21 protein-coding genes are annotated in these 21,868 nt (G+C 65.8%); 6 read left to right on the top strand and 15 right to left on the bottom strand.

All coding sequences use genetic code 11. The features are described 5' to 3' along the window. Positions 1-2 precede the first annotated feature (2 nt). Together E5673_RS03480 and E5673_RS03485 are read right to left on the bottom strand one after the other, a co-directional pair. Positions 3-3,212, bottom strand: coding sequence for an efflux RND transporter permease subunit (locus E5673_RS03480; protein WP_136188947.1), 3,210 nt, complete (start codon positions 3,210-3,212; stop codon positions 3-5). Positions 3,213-3,218: 6 nt separating this feature from the next. Continuing rightward, on the bottom strand, positions 3,219-4,436 hold the full coding sequence (locus E5673_RS03485) for an efflux RND transporter periplasmic adaptor subunit (protein ID WP_136188948.1): 1,218 nt from the start codon (positions 4,434-4,436) through the stop codon (positions 3,219-3,221). A 141-nt stretch (positions 4,437-4,577) separates the two neighbouring features. On the opposite strand from E5673_RS03485, the gene E5673_RS03490 reads away from it, so the two are divergent. Beyond that, complete coding sequence (locus E5673_RS03490) at positions 4,578-5,141, top strand: TetR/AcrR family transcriptional regulator (RefSeq protein WP_281727892.1); 564 nt, start codon at positions 4,578-4,580, stop codon at positions 5,139-5,141. Between the two features lie 137 nt (positions 5,142-5,278). Here E5673_RS03490 and E5673_RS03495 read toward each other — a convergent pair whose 3' ends face one another. The 8 genes from E5673_RS03495 to E5673_RS03530 all read right to left on the bottom strand — a co-directional run bounded on the left by E5673_RS03495 (position 5,279) and on the right by E5673_RS03530 (position 12,370). Further along, a complete protein-coding gene (locus E5673_RS03495) occupies positions 5,279-6,310 on the bottom strand; it encodes a histidine kinase dimerization/phosphoacceptor domain -containing protein (RefSeq protein ID WP_136188949.1) in 1,032 nt (343 codons plus the stop codon). Then, positions 6,307-6,747: a response regulator gene (locus tag E5673_RS03500; RefSeq protein ID WP_056053360.1), complete on the bottom strand. Its 441-nt coding sequence runs from the start codon at positions 6,745-6,747 to the stop codon at positions 6,307-6,309. Before E5673_RS03500 ends, E5673_RS03495 begins: the two co-directional genes overlap by 4 nt. Continuing rightward, positions 6,744-8,249: a sensor histidine kinase gene (locus tag E5673_RS03505; RefSeq protein WP_136188950.1), complete on the bottom strand. Its 1,506-nt coding sequence runs from the start codon at positions 8,247-8,249 to the stop codon at positions 6,744-6,746. The genes E5673_RS03500 and E5673_RS03505 overlap by 4 nt, the downstream gene beginning before the upstream one ends. A 75-nt stretch (positions 8,250-8,324) precedes the next feature. Then, positions 8,325-9,104 carry an exonuclease domain-containing protein gene (locus E5673_RS03510; RefSeq protein ID WP_056066586.1) on the bottom strand — a complete coding sequence of 260 codons (780 nt, stop codon included), beginning with the start codon at positions 9,102-9,104 and terminating at the stop codon, positions 8,325-8,327. A 27-nt stretch (positions 9,105-9,131) separates the two neighbouring features. Then, positions 9,132-9,581, bottom strand: a complete 450-nt coding sequence (locus E5673_RS03515; RefSeq protein WP_136188951.1) for a PH domain-containing protein — start codon at positions 9,579-9,581, stop codon at positions 9,132-9,134. 219 nt (positions 9,582-9,800) lie between these two features. Next, the gene (locus E5673_RS03520; protein ID WP_136188952.1) at positions 9,801-11,168 is read right to left on the bottom strand and encodes a phosphomannomutase/phosphoglucomutase; all 1,368 of its coding nucleotides are present in this window, start codon (positions 11,166-11,168) and stop codon (positions 9,801-9,803) included. A gap of 111 nt (positions 11,169-11,279) precedes the next feature. Then, positions 11,280-11,534 (bottom strand): DnaJ domain-containing protein, encoded by a 255-nt coding sequence (locus E5673_RS03525; RefSeq protein ID WP_107964210.1) that lies wholly within the window; start codon positions 11,532-11,534, stop codon positions 11,280-11,282. After that, positions 11,531-12,370, bottom strand: coding sequence for a division plane positioning ATPase MipZ (locus tag E5673_RS03530; RefSeq protein WP_136188953.1), 840 nt, complete (start codon positions 12,368-12,370; stop codon positions 11,531-11,533). The genes E5673_RS03525 and E5673_RS03530 overlap by 4 nt, the downstream gene beginning before the upstream one ends. Before the next feature lie 75 nt (positions 12,371-12,445). On the opposite strand from E5673_RS03530, the gene panC reads away from it, so the two are divergent. Next, entirely contained in the window at positions 12,446-13,297 is an 852-nt protein-coding gene (gene panC, locus E5673_RS03535; RefSeq protein ID WP_136188954.1) for a pantoate--beta-alanine ligase, read from the top strand. Positions 13,298-13,375: 78 nt separating this feature from the next. Beyond that, positions 13,376-13,672: a sel1 repeat family protein gene (locus E5673_RS03540; protein ID WP_136188955.1), complete on the top strand. Its 297-nt coding sequence runs from the start codon at positions 13,376-13,378 to the stop codon at positions 13,670-13,672. A 115-nt stretch (positions 13,673-13,787) separates the two neighbouring features. Here E5673_RS03540 and topA read toward each other — a convergent pair whose 3' ends face one another. Together topA and E5673_RS19590 are read right to left on the bottom strand one after the other, a co-directional pair. Next, positions 13,788-16,406, bottom strand: a complete 2,619-nt coding sequence (topA, locus tag E5673_RS03545; RefSeq protein WP_136188956.1) for a type I DNA topoisomerase — start codon at positions 16,404-16,406, stop codon at positions 13,788-13,790. A gap of 244 nt (positions 16,407-16,650) precedes the next feature. Continuing rightward, positions 16,651-16,824, bottom strand: coding sequence for a hypothetical protein (locus tag E5673_RS19590; RefSeq protein WP_168711556.1), 174 nt, complete (start codon positions 16,822-16,824; stop codon positions 16,651-16,653). Between the two features lie 19 nt (positions 16,825-16,843). Here E5673_RS19590 and E5673_RS03550 point away from each other — a divergent pair, with 19 nt between their 5' ends. After that, positions 16,844-17,080: a hypothetical protein gene (locus E5673_RS03550; RefSeq protein ID WP_136188957.1), complete on the top strand. Its 237-nt coding sequence runs from the start codon at positions 16,844-16,846 to the stop codon at positions 17,078-17,080. Between the two features lie 11 nt (positions 17,081-17,091). Here E5673_RS03550 and dprA read toward each other — a convergent pair whose 3' ends face one another. Both dprA and plsY read right to left on the bottom strand, forming a co-directional pair. Beyond that, positions 17,092-18,183, bottom strand: a complete 1,092-nt coding sequence (gene dprA, locus E5673_RS03555; protein WP_136188958.1) for a DNA-processing protein DprA — start codon at positions 18,181-18,183, stop codon at positions 17,092-17,094. Continuing rightward, positions 18,176-18,793, bottom strand: coding sequence for a glycerol-3-phosphate 1-O-acyltransferase PlsY (gene plsY, locus E5673_RS03560; RefSeq protein WP_136188959.1), 618 nt, complete (start codon positions 18,791-18,793; stop codon positions 18,176-18,178). The genes dprA and plsY overlap by 8 nt, the downstream gene beginning before the upstream one ends. A 250-nt stretch (positions 18,794-19,043) precedes the next feature. Here plsY and murI point away from each other — a divergent pair, with 250 nt between their 5' ends. Next, complete coding sequence (gene murI / locus E5673_RS03565; RefSeq protein ID WP_136188960.1) at positions 19,044-19,832, top strand: glutamate racemase; 789 nt, start codon at positions 19,044-19,046, stop codon at positions 19,830-19,832. A gap of 136 nt (positions 19,833-19,968) precedes the next feature. Continuing rightward, positions 19,969-21,231, top strand: coding sequence for a 5-aminolevulinate synthase (gene hemA / locus E5673_RS03570; RefSeq protein WP_136191329.1), 1,263 nt, complete (start codon positions 19,969-19,971; stop codon positions 21,229-21,231). A gap of 32 nt (positions 21,232-21,263) precedes the next feature. Here the strand turns inward: hemA and E5673_RS03575 are convergent, their stop codons facing one another. Next, entirely contained in the window at positions 21,264-21,746 is a 483-nt protein-coding gene (locus E5673_RS03575; protein WP_168711557.1) for a Uma2 family endonuclease, read from the bottom strand. Positions 21,747-21,868 lie beyond the last annotated feature (122 nt).

The raw sequence follows: 21,868 nt of genomic DNA on the forward strand, positions 1-21,868 counted from the left end.
GATCAGGCCTCCTGCGGCCGCTGGTCGTGGGGCGGATGGCCGCCGTCACGGTTGTCGTCACGGTTGCCGTCGTGGTCGGGCACTTGGTCGCGGTCTTGCCCCGAGCCAGCCTTGTCCTGCTTGAAGACGCGCTTCACGAGCAGGAAGAACAGCGGCACGAAGAAGATCGCGAGGACGGTCGCGGACAGCATACCGCCGACCACCGCCCAGCCGATCGCGTTCTGGCCGCCGGCGCCGGCACCGCTCGACAATGCGAGCGGCAACACGCCGAAGATGAACGCGAACGACGTCATCAGGATCGGGCGAAGGCGAAGCTTGGCCGCCTCGACCGCGGCATCGGCCGCGTTCATCCCGTCGCCCATCTTCTCCTCAGCGAACTCCACGATCAGGATCGCGTTCTTCGCCGCCACACCGATCGTCGTGATCAGCCCGACCTGGAGATAGATGTCGTTGTTCAGCCCGAAGATCATCGCCGCGCCGACCGCGCCGAGGACACCGAGCGGCACCACCAGCAGGACGGCGATCGGGATCGACCAGCTTTCATACAACGCCGCGAGGCAGAGGAACACGATCAGCAGCGACAGCGCATAGACCGTGGTCGACTGGCCGCCCGACAGGTTTTCCTCGTAGCTGAGGCCGGTCCACTCATAGCCGATGCCGGGTGGCAGCTTGGCCGCCATCTCCTCCATCGCCTTGATCGCGGTGCCGCTGCTGACGCCCGGCGCCGGCGAGCCCATGATCTCGAACGAGGCTACACCGTTGTACCGTTCGAGTCGCGATGGCCCGTAGTTCCAGCTTGTCGTCGAGAAGGACGAGAACGGCGCCATCGCGTTGCTCGTCGTGCCGCGGACGTAGAAGTTGCCGAGGTCGGCGGGCGTCGTGCGGAACGGTGCGTCGGCCTGCACGAACACCTTCTTCACGCGACCGCGGTCGATGAAGTCGTTGATGTACGCGCCACCGAACGCGGTGCTGACGGTGGTGTTGATGTCCTGCTGGCTGAGGCCGAGTGCCCCCGCCTGCGCCTGGTCGACGTTCAGTTTCAGCTGAGGCGCATCCTCAAGGCCGTTCGGACGGACCTGCATCAGGCGCTTGTCCTGGCTGGCCATGCCGAGCAGCATGTTGCGCGCTTCGAGCAGTTTCTCGTGACCGACGCCGGCATTGTCCTTCAGCATGAAGTCGAAGCCGTTGGCGTTGCCCAGTTCCTGCACGGCGGGCGGCACGAAGCCGATCACCATGCCGGCCCGGATCCCGGCGAGCGCCTGGTTGGCACGGGCGGCAACCGCGGCGACGCTGTTCTCCTTGCCGCTACGATCTTCCCAAGGCTTCAGCTGGATGAAGGCGATGCCGACATTCTGGCCCTGGCCGACGAAGCCGAAGCCGCTGATCGTGAAGATGCCCGCGGTGTTGGCCTTCTCGTCGATCATGAAGTGATCGCGGACCTTGTCCATCGTCCGGGCGGTCTCCTCCATCGGCGTACCCGACGGCATCGAGACCTGTGCGAACATCACGCCCTGATCTTCCTCGGGAAGGAAGCCCGATGGCAGGCGGACGAAGATGAAGGCCATCGCGACGACGATCACGGCATAGACCAGCATCGTGCGGACCCAGCCCTTCTCGACGCGGCGCAGGCCGTTGCCATACTTGCCGACGCCCTTGTCGAAGGTGCGATTGAACCAGCCGAAGAAGCCCTTCTTCTCGCCGTGACCTTCCTTGGCAGGCTTCAGGATCGTCGCGCAGAGCGCGGGCGTCAGGATCAACGCGACCAGCACCGAAAGCGCCATCGACGACACGATGGTGATCGAGAACTGGCGGAAGATCACGCCGGTCGAGCCGCTGAAGAACGCCATCGGCAGGAACACCGCCGACAGCACGAGACCGATGCCGACCAGCGCGCCGCTGATCTCGTCCATCGACTTCTTGGCGGCTTCCTTCGGGCTTAGCCCTTCCTCCTGAATTAGGCGCTCGACGTTCTCGACGACGACGATCGCGTCATCGACGAGCAGACCGATCGCCAGCACCATGCCGAACAAGGTCAGCGTGTTGATCGTGAACCCCGCGACCTGAAGCACGGCGAGCGAGCCGAGCAACACGACCGGGACCGCGATCGTCGGGATCAGCGTGGCGCGGAAATTCTGGAGGAACAGGAACATCACCAGGAAGACGAGGACGATGGCCTCGATCAGCGTGTGGATGACCTGCTCGACCGACAGCCGCACGAACGTCGAGTTGTCGATCGGGAACGCGACCTTGACGTCGGGCGGGAACTGCTTGGCGATCCGGTTGACCTCGGCCTTGACCAGCTTGACGGTATCGAGCGCGTTCGCACCCGGTGCCAGCTTCACGCCGAAGCCTGCCGCCTGCTTGCCGTTATAGCGTGCCTGGAAGCTGTAATTCTCCGAACCCATTTCGACGCGGGCGACGTCCGACAGGCGCACGGTCGCGCCGCTGGTCGCCGAGCGGACGATGATCGCGCGGAACTGCTCAGGCGTCTGGAGGCGCGACTGTGCGGTCACGGTGGCGTTGAGCGACTGGCCCTTCACGGCAGGCAGACTGCCGACTTGCCCCGCCGAGACCTGTGCGTTCTGTGCGGTCAGGGCGGAGGTGATGTCGGTGACGGTAACGCCGAGGTTCGACATCTTGAAGGGGTCGACCCAGATCCGCATCGAATATTGTGCGCCGAACACCTGCGTGTCGCCGACGCCCTTGATCCGGCTGAGCGGATCCTGGAGTTTCGAGGCGATCATGTCGCCGAGATCGACCTGGTCGTGGTCGCCGTTTTCCGAATAGGCGGCGATGATGAGCAGGAAGTTGGCGGTCGCCTTGGTCACGCGAAGGCCGGCCTGCTGCACTTCCTGCGGCAGGAGCGGAGTCGCCTGTTGCAGCTTGTTCTGCACCTGGACCTGCGCGATGTCGGGGTCGGTGCCCTGCTCGAAGGTGAGCGTGATCGCGAGGTTGCCCGAGCCGTCCGAGGTCGAGGCGAAGAAGCGAAGGTTGTCGATGCCCTTCATCTGCTGCTCGATGATCTGCGTCGTCGTGTTCTCGAGCGTCTGTGCGTCGGCGCCCGGATAGGACGTCGCGACCGTCACCTTGGGGGCGGCGATCTCAGGGAACTGCGCGATCGGCAGCGACCGGATCGCGAGGATGCCGGCCAGCATCAGGATGATGGCGATGACCCACGCGAAGATGGGTCGATCGATGAAATAGCGTGACATGGGCGGTTACTTCCCGGCCTGCGCGGAACTGTTGCTGGTCGCACCGGACGCGTCGCCGCCTCCGGGTGCAGCGCCGGGCGCGCCAGCGGGCTTGGCGACCTGCTGCGGGGCGGCAGGCTTGACGGTCGAACCCGGGCGCAGATTGAGCAGACCCTCGACGATCAGCTTGTCACCGGGCTTCAGGCCGCTGGTGACGATCCACTTGTCGCCGATCACGCGATCGGTGGTGACATTACGCTGCTCGACCTTGTTCTGCGCGTTGACGACCAGAGCGGTCGCACCGCCGCGCGGATCGCGCGTGATGCCGGCGGTGGGCGCCATGATCGCCTGGCGACGCGTACCCTCGACGAGCTTCGCACGGACGTACATGCCCGGCAGCAACAGGCCGTTGGGGTTCGGGAAGCTCGCGCGCAACGTCACCGCGCCGGTGGTCTGGTCGACCGTGACTTCGGCGAACTGCAGGCGGCCCTCGATCGGATAGGTCGTGCCGTTCGGCAGGATCAGCTGGACGCGCGCGCTGCCGTCGCCGCGGGTCACGCCGCCGCTTGCCATCGCCTGCTTGAGATCGAGCAGCTGCGCTGCCGACTGGACGACGTCGACATAGACGGTGTTGGTGCGCTGGATCGTCGCGAGCGGATCGGTCTGGCCGGTCTGGACCAGCGCGCCGACGGTCACGAGCGACCGGCCGATGCGACCGGAGATCGGTGCCTTGATCCGCGTGAAGCCGAGGTTGACGCGCGCCGACTGGACCGCCGCCTGCTGCGCTGCAACATTGGCGCGAGCCTGCTGTGCGGAAGCATTTGCGTTGTCTGCTTCCTGCTTGCTGACTGCGTTCAGCTGCACGAGCTGGCCGTAACGCTGCGCCTGCAGGCGGGTCGCGTTGATCTGCGACTGGGCCGCGCCGAGCTGGCCCTGCGCGCTGGCGAGCGCCGCGCGGTAGGGGGCGTCCTCGATCGCGTAGAGGACCTGGCCCTTGCTGACCATCGCGCCCTCGGTGAACAGGCGATCGCGGACCACGCCGCTGACCTGCGGACGGACTTCCGAGGTCTCTACCGCGGCGATACGACCGGGAAGCTCGGAGGTGAGCACGACCGCTTCCTCGCCGACGGTGACGACGCCGACGGTCGGTGTGGGCGGAGGCGGCGGAGCCTGCTCCTTGCCGCAAGCCGACAGCAGGGCGAGCGCGAAGAGCGCCACCGATCCCTTGAGGTTCAATTGCTGCATGTTAAGCATCCCGACGTCCGTGCAGATTAGGTTCACCGGAATGAACGTTCATTCCGCTTGCTTGCCCGCTAGGATTGTGCGAGCGGCCGGTCAACCTAAAAACGCGTCGGGAACATGGTTTTGAGTGCAGTGCAGCATGAAATGGGAAGTCGGGAGCGTATCGTCTCGTCGGCCCGTCATCTGTTTGCGACACAAGGGTTTCATCAAACCCCGATGTCCGAACTGGCCGTGGCGGCGGGTGTCTCCGTCGGCCAGATCTATCGCCTGTTCACCGGCAAGAACGCGGTGATCCAGGCGATCGTGATGGAGGATGCAGCGGCCAAGATGGGCGAGCTGCAGACGATGAACGACTCGGTCAAATCGGAGCGGTTCTCGATCGAGGAAGGGTTCGTCGAACTGGCGCGGCGTGCCCTGTCGAAGGGCGACGAAGCGCTGTCGTTCGAAATCATGGCGGAGGCGCACCGCAACGCCGACGTTGCGGACACGATCGCCGACCTGTGCCGCGATTTCCGGCGGATGATCCGCGAACTCGCCTGCGTCGCCAATCCGAACTTGCAGGAGAACGAACTGGAGGGGGCGGAGGAGCTGATCCTCGCCTTCATGTTCGGGCTGGGCCACCGGACTTTGTCGCGGCCGCGGTTGTCGGAGGATGAAACGGCGCGGTTGACGGGACGGATGATCCTGGCGGCGGTGCGCGCGATCTGAAATAATCCTCCCCCGCCAGGGGGAGGTGTCTGGCACTTGACAGACGGAGGGGGAGGTAAGGGAAAACCCTTGTTGCGTGTGCCTCCCCCTCCGCCGCCTACGGCGCCACCTCCCCCTGGCGGGGGAGGACTAGAAGGTTAGCGTACCGCCGCGCGGAGGGTGGCGCGGACGCCGGTGTGGGTCGGGTCGTATTCGACGATCGTTTGCAGGCTTTGTGCCATTGCGCGGATCAGCTTCGTGCCGAGGCCGGTGCCGCGCGGGACGGCGTCTTTGGGAATGCCGCAGCCATCGTCTTCGACCGCGAGCAGGAAGACGTCGTCGTCGATCCGGCGCAGCGCCACGCGGACTTCGCCGCCGCCGGTCGGGTAGGCGTATTTGCACGCGTTGGTGACGAGTTCGGTGACGATCACGCCGAGCGATACCGCGCGGTCGGTGGGTAGGCGGATCGGCTCGGCGGCGAGGCTCAAGGCGCGGGGAAGCGCCTCGGTCGACCAGGTCTCGGCGAGTTCGTCGACCAGCGCACCGAGATATTCCTGCATGTCGACGCTCTCGACATCGTTGCTGGTGTAAAGCCGTCGGTGGACCTGCGCGATCGCCTGGATGCGGCGCTGCGTATCTTCGAGCGCTTCTCGCGCGGACGGATCGGTCAGCGCGGTCGCCTGGAGTCGGACCATCGCCGAGACGAGTTGCAGCGAGTTGGCGACGCGGTGGTTCACCTCGCCGAGCAACGCCTCGAGCCGTGCGTTGCTGGCGCGGAGATCGGCCTCGGCGGACGCCTTCTCCTGTTCGAGCAGGGCGCGTGCGCGGACCTGTTCGAAGGACGCAGCGAGCAGGTCGAAGAAATCGTCTCCGACCGTCTTCACCACGTAATCGGCGGCACCGGCCTTCAGCGCGGCGACCGCGATGCGGCCTTCCTCTGAGCCGGTGACGTACACGACTGGGGGCGGATCGGGCAGGCGGCGGAGTGCTTCGAGGGTTTCGAGGCCGTCCATGCCGGGCATGTAATGGTCGACCGCGATCAGGTCGAAGCGTTCGGCGGCGGCTTTCACGACACCCTCGGCCCCCGTCTCGGCAACGGTCATCCGGTAGCCGCGGCGTTCGAGCGCACGCGCCGCCAGCCGCCGGATGCCGGCGTCGTCGTCGATGTAGAGGACGCGCGTTTCGCTCACTCGGCTTCGGGAACCTGGATCACCGACAGGAACAGCCCGAGCTGGCGGATCGCCTGCGCGAAACTCTCATAGTTCACCGGCTTGGTGATGTAGACGTTGCAGCCGAGATCGTAGCAGCGCTCGATCTCGACCTTGTCGTCGGTGGTGGTGAGCACGACGACTGGCGTGCGCTTGAGCGGGCTGCCCTCCGCCTTGATCCGGGCCAGGATGTCGGTGCCGCTCATGTCGGGGAGGTTCAAGTCGAGCAGGATCATCGCCGGGCCGCTCTTCGCGGGGCCATCGGCGGCGTTGAACAGGAAGTCGAGCGCAGTGGTGCCGTCGGTGAAGTGACGGATATCGTTCAGGATTCCGGCGCGGCGGATGTTCTTCTCGATGAGGCGGGCATGGCCCTCGTCATCCTCGATCATCACGATACCGACGGTCTTGTGATCGTTCATGCTGCGTCCTGGATGGTCATGTGGGTCGGCAGGTTGAGCCGGAAGGTCGCGCCGTCGCCGAGCGTCGACTGTACGTCGATCGTGCCGCCCAGACGATAGGCGAGCGCGCGGACATGCGCGAGTCCGATGCCTTCGCCCGGCTGGTCCTGCGCGCCCGAGCGGCGAAACAGGTCGAACACGCGCTGGTGATCGCGCGGATCGATGCCGCGGCCATTGTCGACCACCGACAGGATGACGCGGCCGCGTTCGGTATGGCCCTTGACCGTGATTTCGCCGGGGCGGCCCGGTTTAAGGTATTTGGTGGCGTTCTCGATCAGGTTCGACAGGATCTGTTCGAGCGCGAGGCGATCGGTGACGATTCCCGGCATCGGCCGCTCGACGCGCACCACCGCACCGCGATCGTCGACGATGTGCTGCATCGCGCCGAGGATCGTGTCGACGAGCTGCGCAGGGTCGATATGCTCGGGCGCGATCGTCCGGCGGCCTTCGCGTGCGAGTTTCAGGATGGCGTTGATCAGCCGGTCCATCTTCTGCGTCGAGGTGCGGATGAAGCCGATCGCCTCGGGCAGGTCTTCGCGCGCCGCCAGCCGTGCGTCTTCGGTGAGGACGTGCGGTGCCTCGGCTTCGGCACGGTCGACCAGCTCGGCAAGCGGGACCGCGGCGGCGGCGAGTTCGGCGGTGAAGCCCATCACGTTGACGAGCGGCGAGCGCAGGTCGTGGCTGACGATATAGGCGAAGCGCTGAATCTCTTCGTTCGCGCGGCTGAGGTCGGCGGTACGTTCGGCGACCTGTTCCTCGAGCGTCTCGTTGAGGGTGCGCAGGCTGTCGCGCGACGCGGCGAGGTCGGCGGTGTAGCGGCGGATCAGCAGGACCGCGAGGATCGCGACGATCAGCAGCAGCGCTGCGGCCAACCCGGCGACCGAGAGGAACAGCGCGCTAATGCGTTCCTGTCGTTCGGTGCGGATCGCGAGCAGGCGGACTTCGTCGGCAGCCATCGCCTGGGTGCGGTAGCGGATGCCACGCATCAACGGGACGCTGGCGTCGACCGCGAACCGGCGCTGCGCTTCGGCGATTCGACCTGAGGCGACCAAGGTCATCGATTGCGTCCGGAGCGCGCGCAACTGGACGAAGCGCGGCTCGATCAGGTCGAGGCGGGCACCCTGCCGCGGATTGTCGCGGGTCAGATGGCGCAGCTTGCGGATCGACGGGACGAGGTTGCCCGCGCTCCGGGCATAGGCGGTGGCGAACAGCGGTTTGCCGGCCAGGATATAGCCGCGCCGCGCCGTCTCGGATTGCTCCATCTGGATCTGAAGCGTGGCGATTGCCTGGCGAACGTCCTGCGTGTGGAGGATCTCGGCGGTGTAGGTGCGGTTGCGGACGGTGATCCAGCCGATTGCGATCGCGGCGGCGGCTAGCGCGATGAAGCCGAGCGTCATGAACGCGACCAGCCAACGTGCGACTCGCCCTTCCGAAGAGGGCAGTTTCAGGCGTACGCGAACCATAGGACGGGCGGTGTAGGCTGGCGGATGTCGTTACGCCAGCGATACTGCCGCGTCCGCCAGCGTGACGATATTGATTTAGAGCAGCAGGTCCTGCGCGCTGGCCTTACCGACGCGGCCACCGCCGCTGCGCCGGTCCATCTCGTGGTTGGCGGTGAAGCGGATGTCGGGATCGCGATCGGTCATGAACGCCATCAGCGTCTCGTGATCGAGCTCGGACCATTCCTTGCCGCGATCGGGGCCGTAGCGGACACGGGGGATGAGCCCCGGATCACGCGACCATTCGAGCAGTTGCGCAAGGCTCGCCTCGTTGAGCATGTCGCGCAGGTGGAACGCGGTGACGTATGCGTCCGGGAACGCGCGGTGTGCTGGCAGGCCGCGCTCGTGCTCCATGCCGTGCGGCTTGCGCCAGTAGCGCAGCACCTGGTTCGAGAAGCTCGGCGAGTCGGGCCAGAGCCGCAGCGCGCACTTCCACGTGCAGATCCACTCGGCGTCGCGGGTCAGCGCGGGAGTGCAGAATTTCTGCTCGAAATCCGCCCGGTGCGCGGCGAGTGCGAGCCGGCGTGGCCACGGGTCGAGCACCTGGCGGGCGCAGTCATGCCAATACGGCGCGTCGGCGACATGCTCGTCGAGGATGTGGTGGATCGCCTGCGTCACCGGCGGGATCAGCCGGCCGGGATTGACGAGCAGGCTGCCGCCTTCGCCGTAGATCTCCCAGCGACCATCCTCACCGAGCGCGACATCCTGCCAGCCGATCTCGCAGACGCCGTGCGCGGGCGGGGCCGAACCGGTGGTCTCGAGGTCGACGACCCGGATCATCTGCGGTTGGGGTTTGGGCTTGGGATAGGGGGGCGCCATGCCCGCCATGTGGGGACAAAAGCGCGCTTAATCCAGCGCGTATGCGTCATCCACGTCGAGTTCGCGGACGCCGCGGCGCTGGCGGGCGCGGTCGACGAGTTTCCGGAGACCTTCGCGACGGTCGCGTGCCATCGGGATGTCGCGAAGCGTGAACTCGCCGCCGCTGGTCGTGCGGTCGCTCAAGGTCAGGATGATCGTGCCGATGTCGGTCATCTGGTTGAGCAGCGAATAGCCGAGGCGGACGTCCTTGATCCGGTAGAGCTCGATCTCGTCGATCGTCTTGAACAGGATGCCGCGTTTGATGATCAGGCGCTGGTCGGTGATCTCGTAGCTTGCGCTGCGATTTTTCAGCCAGCGGACGCCGATGATGACGAAGCCCACGCCGGCGAGGCAAGTGAGCAGGGTGCCCCAACCGGCAAAGCTGCCGAGCAGCCAGCGGCGCGTGCTGGAGCGGAATTCGTCGACTGGGCGCTCCACGTGGGGACTCCTTGGGGTGGTGGTGGGACGGTAGGCTGGGGCGTTACGGTGTCAGTCGGCTCGGCAGCGGATGCAAGTGTGCGATCTCCTTTTCATCAGCATCTCCTCGGCGGAGGCCGGGGCCCAATTGGGGGAGGTTGCTAACGGAAGACAGCGCGCCGTTACTTCCACCTTTCCACTTGGGCCCCGGCCTTCGCCGGGGTGGTGCAATTCTCGCGGTTAGCGTCGTGTTACACCGCTTGCCGTCAGGTGTGCATCTACCTCGGCCAGCAGCGCATCAAGGGCCGCCTGGTTTTTTGCCTCAGCCCGCACCGTCAGCATCGCCTGCGTGTTCGAGGCTCGCAGCAGCCACCACCCATCGGCGGTGGTCACCCGCGCGCCATCGGTCAGGTCCATCTCCGCGCCCTCCGACTTCAACCGCGCGATCACCTCGTCCACCACCGCGAACTTCCGCGCGTCCTCGACCGGAAAGCGCAGGTCCGGCGTCGTCACCAGCGCCGGCATCGCGTCGCGCAGTTCGGTGAGCGAACGCCCCGACAGATGCACCGCGCGGATCAGCCGCACCGCCGCATAGTGCGCGTCGTCAAAGCCGTAATATTCGCCGGCGAAGAACAGATGACCGCTCAACTCTCCCCCGATCGGCGCGCCGGTGCGGGTCATCGCGGTCTTCATCAGGCTGTGGCCTGTGGCAGCCATCACCGGCTCGCCGCCCAGTTCCGCGATTCGGTCGAACAACGCCTGCGAGGACTTAACGTCGGCGACGATCGGCGCGCCGGGGTGTTCGCGCAGCGCAGGTTCGACCAGAATGGAGAGGATCTGGTCGCCCCAGATCACGCGTCCCGCGCCGTCGACCGCACCGATCCGGTCGCCGTCGCCGTCGAAGGCCAGTCCGAAATCGAGGTTCTTCGCCGCGATTAGGCGTTTCAGATCGGCGAGGTTCGCCTCTTCGGTGGGATCGGGATGATGGTTGGGAAAATTGCCGTCGACGTCGGCGAAGATCACATGATGCTCACCCGGCAGGAGTTGCACAAGCTTCTCGATCACCGGGCCGGCGGCGCCGTTGCCCGTGTCCCAGCCGATCCGGTACGCGCCGCTCGCATAGCCAGCCATCAGCCGGTCGACATAGGCATCGAGCACGTCCGCGGTCGTGACTTCGCCCGTCCCTTCGCTCCACGCGCCCGAGGCGGCGAGCGCGGCGAGGTCCTGGATGTCGTCGCCGAAAAATGGCGCGTGGGCGTGCACCATCTTGAAGCCGTTATATTCGGGGGGATTGTGGCTGCCGGTTACCTGGATGCCGCCGTCCACTTCTAGCGTCGCCTCGGCGTAATACAGCATCGGCGAGGTGCTGAGGCCGATGCGGACGACGTCGACGCCGCCTGCAACTAACCCGGAGACGAGCGCGACTTCGAGTTCGGGCGAGGAGTTGCGGCCGTCATAGCCGACGGCGACGCGGTGGCCACCGGCGGCGCGGATACGGGTGGCGAAGCCTCGGCCGATCGCCACGGCATCGGCAGGGCCTAGCGCTTTGCCGACGACCCCGCGGATGTCATATTCGCGGAGCGAGGTCGGGTCGAACTGGTGGGTCATGGGCCTCTCGACGATTATATCTCACTGCGGTTCCCCCGCGAAAGCGGGGGCCCAGGAGCCAAGAGCGATAGCGTTTGTAACCCTGGACTCCTGCGTTCGCAGGAGAACGGTTTAGCGGGCGCGCTTTAGGAGGAGGTCGCGCGCTGCGTTCACCCGGCGGGTCAGGTCGGTCGAGCCGCCGCGATCCGGGTGGACCGAAGCGATCAGGCGGCGGTGCGCGCTGCGGATCGCGTCGGCGTTCGCGTTGCTGTCGATGCCGAGGATCGAGCGTGCTTCGGCTTCATCCGTCACCACGCGTTGTTTCGGCTTGGGGCGAAGGTAATGCCAGGCCAGCCAGATGAAGACGGCGGCGACGATCCACTTCACGCAGCGACGTCCGGCGCTTGCTCGACAACTTCGGGCAGCTGCAACGCCGCCATCATCTCGCGCAGTTCCTGGCGCGCGGCGACGTGCGCCAGGCCCATGCTGCCGAACGCCTTAGCATCGATCATCGTCAGGCCAGCGGGGAACATCTCGCGGTAGATCACGCGCTCGCCAAGCCCCGGGATGATCCGGAAGCCGACGCGCTTGGCGAGTTGCGCGAGTGCATCCGATACGCGCCGCATGTTGCGTGCCTCGATATGCTGAAGACGGTTGCGCAGCACGACCCAGTCGATCGTCGTGCCGTCGGCGCGCGCGCGCTGCTTCCGCGCGTCCCAGATCAGTTCGGAATAGAAGCTCGGGCGAGTCACTTGATAGGTCTCGGGATCAACCTGGCCGATCAGGTCGAAGTCGACGAAGCTGTCGTTCATCGGGGTGACGAGCGTGTTGGCCAGCGCCGCCGCGGTACGCGCGAACGGATCGTCGCGGCCCGGGGTGTCGACCACGAGAAAGTCCGAGCCTTCGCAGAGCGAGTGCCAGAGGTCCTCGAACTGGTCCTCGCTCTGGTCCGACAGCGTCGCATGGCGCGGCATCGGCAGCACCGAACCATTGCGCTTCATCGTTTCGGCGCGGTTGTCGAGATAGCGGCCGACGGTGCGCTGGCGGTGGTCTAGATCGAGACACGCGACGCGCGCACCTTTCGCGGCAAGCGCGATCGCGACGTGCACTGCGGTCGTCGACTTGCCGGTGCCGCCCTTCTCGTTGGCGAACACGATTACGTGCGTCGATACCGACGGGGCAACGTGCGTCGAAGCTTGGGGTGTATCCGGGCCCGTGGCCAACGCGCGTTTCCTTATTGATCGTAACAGTCACCCTTCATAGAAGCCGCGACCGCACTTATCGAGTAGGAGTTTCACGTGGACACCGTCCGGGACCTTAATGCGTTGCGCGAAAGCGTCGCCGCCTTCCGTGCGGGCGGCCAGCGCGTCGCGCTCGTCCCGACGATGGGCGCGCTCCACGCCGGCCATGTCGCGCTGATCGAGGCGGCGAAGCGGCCGGGGACCAAGGTGGTGGCGTCGATCTTCGTCAATCCGACGCAGTTCGGCCCGAACGAGGATCTGTCGCGCTATCCGCGGCGCGAGATGGCGGATATCCGGATGCTCAACGAAGCCGGGTGCGACCTGCTCTGGCTGCCGTCGGTCGAGACGATGTATCCCGACGGGTTCGCGACGTCGGTGCGCGTCTCGGGCGTCAGCGATGGGTTCGACGGCGCCTCGCGGCCCGGTCATTTCGATGGCGTCGCGACGGTCGTGTCGAAGCTGTTCAACCAGGTCGGGCCCGATACGGCCTATTTCGGCGAGAAGGATTACCAGCAGCTGGCGGTCGTCCGGCGGTTCGTCGCCGATCTCGATTTCGCGATCGATGTCGTCGGGGTGCCGACGCAGCGTGACGACGACGGCCTGGCGATGTCGTCGCGCAACATCTATCTCGACGACGAGCAGCGCAAGCAGGCGGTGGCCCTGCCGCGTGCGCTCGGTGTGGCCGCGCGGGCGATCGCGAAGGGCGAGGATGTGGAGTCGGTGCTGGACGATGCGCGGACGACCCTGGTCGGGGCGGGGTTCACGATCGATTACGTCGCGCTGGCGGATGCCGAGACGCTCGCGGAGAACCCGGCAGTGGGTCGTCCGTGGCGGTTGCTGGCGGCGGCGCGGATGGGGGCGACGCGGTTGATCGATAACATCGCCATCGAGGCGCCAGACGCGTTGTAAAAAATGGGCGTTAACCCATTAACCATTTCGTAGCCCGAATCACTGCAGTCTGCCTTCAAGAACATTGGGGGCAAGACCATGGGTATCAGTCTCAAGAACGCGAATATCGGAATCGAACGCCGGCTGGCGGATGCCGCGCGCGGCGACGACCGGGCGTGCTACGAACTGGGGATGGTGTATTCGACGGGGACGTCGGGCGTCGTCCTCGACCTGATCGAGGCGCATAAGTGGTTCAACCTGGCGGCGGTGTCGGGGAACATCGCTGCGCAGGAATGCCGCGCGGAGATCGCCGAGGACATGACTGCGCGGGAGATCTCAGTGGCGCAGCGCGCGGCGCGGGATTGGATGCAGTTGACGCAACGCCGGGCTGCTTAATCCTAGGGCTCCCCTCCCGCTTGCGGGAGGGGTTGGGGTAGGGGATGACCGCGAGCGTTTCGTTCGTGGGGTATTTCGGTCCCTCCCCTAGCCCCTCCCGCAAGCGGGAGGGGAATTAAACTTCCGCTTTCTTCTTTGGGGCGGCTTTCTTGGCGGGGGCCTTTTTAGCCGGCGCCTTCTTCGCTGGAGCCTTCGCCTCAGCGGCATCCTTGGCCACTGCTGTCTTGGCCGGAGCCTTTTTCGCCGCTGGCTTCTTGGCGGGCGCTTTCTTCTTCTTCGTGGCCGGTGCCGCGGCGGCACGTGCGTCGATCAGCGACGCCGCTTCCTCAAGCGTCAGCTGGTCCTTCTCGATCGACTTGGGCAGCGTCGCGTTGGTCGTGCCGTCGGTGACGTAGGCGCCGTAGCGGCCTTCCATCAGCTTGATCTCGGCCTCGGTGCGCGGATGGTTGCCGAGTATCTTGAGCGGCGCCTGCGCCCCGCGTGCCGTGCGTCCGCCGCCGGCTGCGGCTTCCGCAAGCTTTACGACCGCGGCGTTCATGCCCGTCTCGAACACGTCGGCCGTGGTCTGGAGCCGCGCATATTTGCCCGCATGCTTCAGATATGGCCCGAACTTGCCGATCGTCGAGATGATTGGCTCGCCGGTTTCTGGATGATTGCCGACCGTCCGCGGGAGCGACAGCAGCTTGACCGCCCATTCGAGGTTCAGCTCGCCGATATCCTTGGGGATCGACGCCATCTTGCGGTCTTCGCCTTCGCCGATCTGCAGATACGGGCCGAAGCGTCCCGACTTGCGCTCGATCGGCTGACCCGTGTCGGGATGCGTGCCGAGTGTCGACGGGCCGGCATCCGCCTCGGCGTCGCCACCGGGCTGTGCGAAACGACGCGTGTATTTGCACTCGGGGTAGTTCGAGCAGGCGATGAACGCGCCGAACTTGCCGCCGCGGAGCGCCAACTGGCCCTCGCCGCAGTTGGGGCAGAGCCGCGGATCGCCGCCGTCCGCCTTGGCCGGGAACAGATACGGCGCGAGGAAGGTGTCCAACTCGGCGGTAATCGCCGACGGCTGCTGTTCCATCACCTCGTTGGTGCGCGGCTTGAAATCGCGCCAGAACGCGTCGAGCACCGACTGCCACTGCGCGCGGCCGCCGGAGACGTCGTCGAGTTCCTCCTCGAGTTCGGCGGTATAGTCGTAGCCGACGTATTTTTCGAAGAAGCGCTCGAGGAACGCCGTCACCAAGCGCCCGCTCTCCTCGGCGAAGAAGCGGTTCTTCTCGATCCGGACGTAGGCGCGGTCCTTCAGCGTCTTGATGATCGACGCGTAGGTGGACGGGCGGCCGATGCCGAGTTCCTCCATCCGCTTGACCAGCGAGGCTTCGGAGAAGCGCGGCGGCGGCTGGGTGAAGTGCTGCTCCGCGTCGACCTTCTTCTTGGCGGGCGCATCGCCTTCGCGCATCCGCGGCAGGCGGCGGGCGTCTTCATCGGCGGAATCGTCCGACCCTTCCTCGTACAAGGCGAGGTAGCCGGGGAAGAGCACGACCTGGCCGGTGGCGCGGAGGATGTTTCGACCGGTGCCGTCGGCCATCTCGACCGTCGTGCGCTCCATCCGCGCGGACGCCATCTGGCTCGCCAGCGCGCGCTTGAAGATCAGGTCGTAGAGGCGCGCGTGATCGCCGCCGCCGGCCTTGTCCTTGCCGAAATCGGTGGGGCGGATCGCTTCGTGCGCTTCCTGTGCGTTCTTCGCCTTCGACTGATATTGGCGGGGCTTGTCCGGGACATAGCTTGCGTCAAAGCGGTTCGCGACCGCCAAGCGCGCGGCACTGATCGCGCTCGAATCCATCTGCACGCCGTCGGTACGCATGTAGGTGATCGCGCCGTCCTCGTAGAGCCCTTGCGCGATCCGCATCGTGTGATCCGCCGAGAAGCCGAGTTTCCGCGAGGCTTCCTGCTGGAGCGTCGACGTGGTGAACGGCGGTGGCGGGTTGCGACCGGCGGGCTTGGTCTCGACCGACTGGACCGAGAAATTGCCGTCGAGCACCGCCTGCTTGGCGCGCAGGGCATCGCCTTCGTTGCCGATCGACAGGCGGTCGAGCTTGTTGCCCTCGAACTGCGTCAGCCGCGAGGTGAACGCGGTGCCGTCATGCTCCATCTCGGCGGTGACGGACCAGTATTCCTGCGGCTTGAAGACGTCGATCTCGCGCTCACGCTGGACGATCAGGCGCAGCGACACCGACTGGACGCGACCGGCGGACTTGGCGCCGGGCAGCTTGCGCCACAGCACCGGCGAGAGCGTGAAGCCGACCAGATAATCGAGCGCGCGGCGGGCGCGGTACGCGTCGATCAGATCGTCGTCGAGCTCGCGCGGGTTCTTCATCGCCTCGGTGACGGTGGCCTTGGTGATCGCGTTGAAGGTGACGCGCTCGACCTCTTTCGGCAGCGCCTTCCGCGCCCGCAGGACCTCACGAACATGCCACGAGATCGCCTCGCCCTCGCGATCCGGATCGGTCGCGAGGATCAGGCGGTCGGCGAGTTTGGCGAGATCGGTGATCGCCTTCAGCTGCTTCGACTTGTCAGCGTAATTCTCCCACGTCATCGCGAACGCATCGTCGGGATCGACCGAACCGTCCTTGGGCGGCAGGTCGCGGACATGGCCGTAGCTGGCCAGGACGCGGTAATCGCTGCCCAGATACTTCTCGATGGTTTTGGCCTTGGCAGGCGATTCGACGATGACAAGCTGCATGGGGAAACCGGGGTCCTTACGTGTACGCGTACGAGGGTGGGGACGAAGGGGCGGTGCCGTCAACCCGGGGCGGGTATGAGCGAAGTACGCAGATGAGGACGCAGGCGCTGCTTTTCGAGAGGGGTTCCTGGGGGCGGGGTATTTCCCGGATTATGCCGGCGCTGCTGGCACAATATCCGTGTCGGTATGATGACAGTAGACCAATGCCTTTCGTTGCATCCGATCAGATCAGGCGCAGAGATCGTTACAATTGACGGTCCTCAGTCATCCCGTTCACCGGCCGCTGTATCTGGTCGCCCACATAATTTTCGCCCAGCGACTTGGTTTCCGCAACCAGATACCTCGTTTCGCCAAGGACTGGCAGTTCGGCGTAATCATGATGGATCGTTGCTGGAAGGCGCGAACCGATGTTCTGCACTGGACCGGGAGGATAGAGCATGACCCGACATGACCTCGCGATAGCGAAATGGAAGTGTTCGTTCCTTGCCAAAAACATCGTCATCCTTCGCCAGTCGGATCCGGAGCCTCATGTCCTCAACCTGATCGCCTCGCATCAGAACGAACTGGACCTGCTGCTCGCGGCTATCGCGAAGACGCATGAGGCAAAGGACTGGGCTGCGGCTTGGGTGGCGAAATCGCAGACTGAGGGTAGCGTGGCCTTGGCGGCGTCCTGAAACCAGGACGATCAGCGCAGGCTGGCTCGGCCGCCCGCATGACGTTCCAGATGGCCGCCGAGTTCGAGTTCGAGCAGCACGGTCTGGACGACCGCCGGGCTTAGGTGCGACTGGCGGATGAGTTCGTCGATCGTCACCGGTACGGGGCCGAGCAGGTCGGTGATCCTGCGGCGCTCGGTATCGGTCGCGTCTTCCGGGGGCGAGGCGGCGTAGGCATCGATCGGCGAGCGGACCGAGCGCGGGTCGAACGGGCGGATCTGTTCGAGGATATCGGCGGCGGATTGGACGAGCGTGGCGCCTTCGCGGATGAGCAGGTTGCAGCCTTGCGCGCGGGGATCGAGCGGGCTGCCGGGGACAGCCATGACTTCGCGGCCGGACTCGTTGGCAAGACGTGCGGTGATCAGCGAGCCCGACTTGGGCACGGCCTCGACCACCACGGTGCCGATCGCGAGGCCTGCGATGATGCGATTGCGGGAGGGGAAGTTGCGCGCCTTGGGTTCAGTGCCGGGGGGCTGTTCGGCGAGCAGGAGGCCTTCGGTGGCGATGCGTTCCTGCAAGGCCGTGTTGTCGGGCGGGTAGGCGATGTCGATGCCGCTGGCGATGACGCCGATCGTGGCCCCGCTCGAACCCGCTCCGAGTGCGCCGATGTGTGCGGCGGTGTCGATGCCGCGAGCTAGGCCGGAGACGATCGTCGTGCCTTCTTCGGCGAGCTGCAGCGCGATCTGGCGGGCGAATCGGCAGGCGGCGGCGGATGCGTTGCGCGCGCCGACCATCGCTATGCAGGGGCGCTTGGCGTGGGCGATGTCGCCGCGGAGGATGAGGGCCGGGGGTGCGGTCTCGATCTCGGCGAGCAGGCGGGGATAGTCCGGCTCGTCGAGGAAGAGGTAGCGTGCGCCGTGTCTCGCGGTGGCGGCCATTTCGCGCTCGGCTAGCGCTACGTCTGCTATTTTCGGCACGCGTCCGCCGCCGCGTTGGGCGAGCATCGGGAGCGCGTCGATCGCGGCGTCGGCGCTGCCGAAGCGCGCGATGAGCTGGCGATAGGTGACCGGTCCGATCCCGGTCGTGCGGATGAGCCGAAGTCTCGAGACCGTCGGGTCAGCCACCCGGTGGTCGTTTTGGGCGGCCGATGCGTGGCTCGGTGCCGGAGAACAGGCGATCGACGTTCTCGCGGTGCTTCCACAGGACGATCAGCGCTAGCGCGAGGAGCAGCAAAACGAGATCGAAGCGACCGAACAGGGCCGCGGCAAATGGCGCGCTGAGCGCGGCGGCCATGCCGGCGACCGAGGATATGCGCAGGCCCGCGAGTAGGCCGAGCCAGACGACCGCGTAGACGAGCCCGAGCGGCCAGTAGAGCGCGACGACGATGCCCATGAGCGTGGCGACGCCCTTGCCGCCCTTGAACTTCAGCCAGACGGGGTAGCAATGGCCGATGAACGCACCGGCCGCCGCGAGCAGCGCATTGCCGGGGAACAGATGCGCGACCAGCAGCACGGCGACTGCGCCCTTGGCCATGTCGAGCAGCAGCGTGGCGGCGGCGAGGCCCTTGCGTCCGGTGCGCAGGACGTTGGTCGCGCCGATGTTGCCCGAGCCGATCGTGCGCAGATCGCCTGCGCCACCGAGCCGCGTCAGGATGACGCCGAACGGGATCGAGCCGAGCAGATAGCTCAGCACGAGCGATAGCGTGGGCGCGACCCAGAGAATTTCCGTCTGCAACTACGTCCCCCGTTCTGGATGGGCTTATAAACGACCCGGGGCTGACGGCAAATGGCCTGAGTTTGAGCAGGGGTCGCCAAGCGGGCCCGACGTGCTCCCCTCCCTGGAAGGGAGGGGCTGGGGGTGGGTAGGTCGGCTCGTGTCGTGAGGTTTGCGGATGCGGACGCCGACCCACCCCTAACCCCTCCCTTCCAGGGAGGGGAATATGTTGCTCTGGTTTACCCCGGTTAATTCATCCTAAGGACGGGGGATGGACCAACGCCCTATCCTGTTCTTCGATTCCGGTGTCGGCGGGCTGTCGATCGTCGGTCCGGCGCGCGCTGCACTACCCGATGCACCGTTCGTCTATGCCGCCGACTCGGCCGGTTTTCCGTACGGCACCAAGAGCGAGGCGGAGATCGCGGCGCGGGTGCCGGTTTTGCTGGGGCGGTTGGCGGAGCGGTATCGGCCGCGGTTGATCGTGATCGCGTGCAACACCGCCTCGACGATCGCGCTGCCGGTGGTGCGCGCGGCGCTCGACCTGCCGGTGGTGGGGACGGTGCCGGCGATCAAGCCCGCCGCGTCGCTGTCGAAGACACGGACGATCGGCGTGCTGGGAACCGAGGCGACCGTGCGGCAGGCGTATGTCGATGATCTGGCGGCTAAGTTCGCGGGCGATTGCACGGTGCTGCGCTACGGCTCGGCGGCTCTGGTCGAGATGGCCGAGGCGAAATTGCACGGCCGAGTCGTCGCGACGGAGCGCTATGCAGCGGTGCTCGATGGGTTGTTTTCGCAACCCGGCGGCGACGTGATCGACGTGATCGTCAACGCCTGCACGCATTTCCCGCTGGTGGAAGCGGAGCTTGCGGCCGCTGCACCCGGTGCGCGCTTCGTCGATGGCGGACCGGGGATCGCGCGACGGATCGTGCATCTCATGCAGGGCGAATCATGGTCGGGAGCGGGGGAGGGCGTTGCCGTCTTCACCCGGTTGGGCGACGAGGAGCGCGCGCTCGGACCGGCTCTGGCGGGGCGCGGGTTTGGCAGGATCGAGCAGCTTTAAGCGGTAACCTGGGACAATGTGCCACCTTGCGTCGCAGCCGCATCGTGGCAATGTGATGCCAGGATGAGGAAAGCGATCACCGTAAGAGCGGTATTGCGCTGGAAACGAGTGAAAGCGAGGCGTAGTGCCCAAGGCCATGATTAGCGACGGCATTCCGGCAACGGATTCGATCAAGGGTCCGCGAGTCGATTATTCGCGCGTTTTCACGCAGGCGATCGACCGGTTGCACGCCGAAGGGCGCTACCGCGTGTTCATCGACATTCTCCGCAACAAGGGTGCGTTTCCGAACGCGCGCTGCTTCGCCGGGCATAACGGGCCAAAGCCGATCACGGTGTGGTGCTCGAACGATTATCTCGCGATGGGCCAGCACCCGAAGGTGATCGCGGCGATGGAAGAGGCGCTGCACGACGTCGGCGCGGGCTCGGGCGGCACGCGCAACATCGGCGGCAACACGCATTACCATGTCGACCTGGAAGGCGAACTCGCCGACCTGCATGGCAAGGAAGCGGCGTTGCTGTTCACGAGCGGGTATGTCTCGAACGAGGCTACGCTGGCGACCTTGGCGAAGGTCTTGCCGGGCTGCATCATCTTTTCCGACGAGCTAAACCATGCGTCGATGATCGCGGGCATCCGCAACTCAGGTTGTGAAAAGCGCGTGTTCCGTCATAACGATCTCGCGCATCTCGAAGAGCTTCTCGCGGCCGAAGATCCGGCGGTGCCGAAGCTGATCGCGTTCGAGAGCGTGTATTCGATGGAGGGCGACGTCGCGCCGATCTCCGCGGTGTGCGATCTGGCCGACCGGTACAACGCGCTGACCTATTGCGACGAAGTGCATGCGGTCGGGATGTATGGCGCGCGTGGCGGCGGCATCTCGGAGCGGGACGAGGTCGCGCACCGGATCACGATCCTCGAGGGCACGCTGGGCAAGGCGTTTGGCGTGATGGGGGGCTATATCGCCGCCGATCGCACGATCGTCGACGTGATCCGCTCGTATGCGCCGGGGTTCATCTTCACGACGTCGCTGTCGCCGGTGCTGGTCGCGGGCGTGCTGGCGAGCGTGCGGCATCTGAAAAGCTCGAGCGTCGAGCGCGAGGGGCAGCAGGCTTCCGCGGCGATGCTGAAGGCGATGTTGAAGGACGCCGGGCTGCCGGTGATGATCGGCGATACGCATATCGTGCCGCTGATGGTCGGCGATCCGGTCAAGGCGAAGAAGATCAGCGACGTGCTGCTGGCCGAATACGGCGTGTACGTGCAGCCGATCAACTATCCGACCGTGCCGCGCGGTACGGAGCGGCTGCGGTTCACGCCGGGTCCTGCGCATACCGAGGCGATGATGCGTGAACTGACGGATGCGCTGGTGGAGATCTGGAGCCGGCTGGACTTGCGCAAGGCGGCTTGAGGCTGGCCCCGCTCACTGCGGGGCAGCGCTGGTCAGTCGATCGTGATCGTGCCGTCGGTGCCCGGCACCTCTAGCGTTTCGCCGAAACCTACCGAATGGAACCGCGTGTAATCGCCTTCCAAGGGGTTGGCGTAGACATGGACGATGCGCCGAATGCCATCGACTACCCAGTAGTGCGGAATGCGGCCGCGCGCATAGGCGAAGCGCTTCATCGTGGTGTCGCGAGCTACCGACGTTTCTGCGACCTCGATCACGAGCAGAAGGTCGTCGGCGATGAGCAGGCGATTGCCTTCCACGGGTTCGCGCAACACGGCCACGTCGCAGCCTATTACGGTGGCGTCGTCGAGATCGATGCCAACCCCACCCGTTATCCGCGTCTCCGGTAGCAACCGCGAAAGACGGATGCCGATCTTAACTTGTCGCGCGGCGTGCCCCGCCAGCGGCAAGTCCATCCGTTCGAGTTTCCCACCGACCAGTTCGATCTTCATGCCGTCGAATGCGCCGGACTCACCCATGCGCAGGAACTCGGCGGTCGTAAAACGCGCCTTGGCTTGTCGGTCGGGACAGAGACTTCTGGCCGATGAGTTCATGCCCAATTCGTACCACGAACCAGCTGCCCATACGACTCGCGAGCGGG

Origin of the sequence: Sphingomonas sp. PAMC26645 (assembly GCF_004795835.1) — a bacterium.
In the GTDB taxonomy this organism is placed as follows: domain Bacteria; phylum Pseudomonadota; class Alphaproteobacteria; order Sphingomonadales; family Sphingomonadaceae; genus Sphingomonas.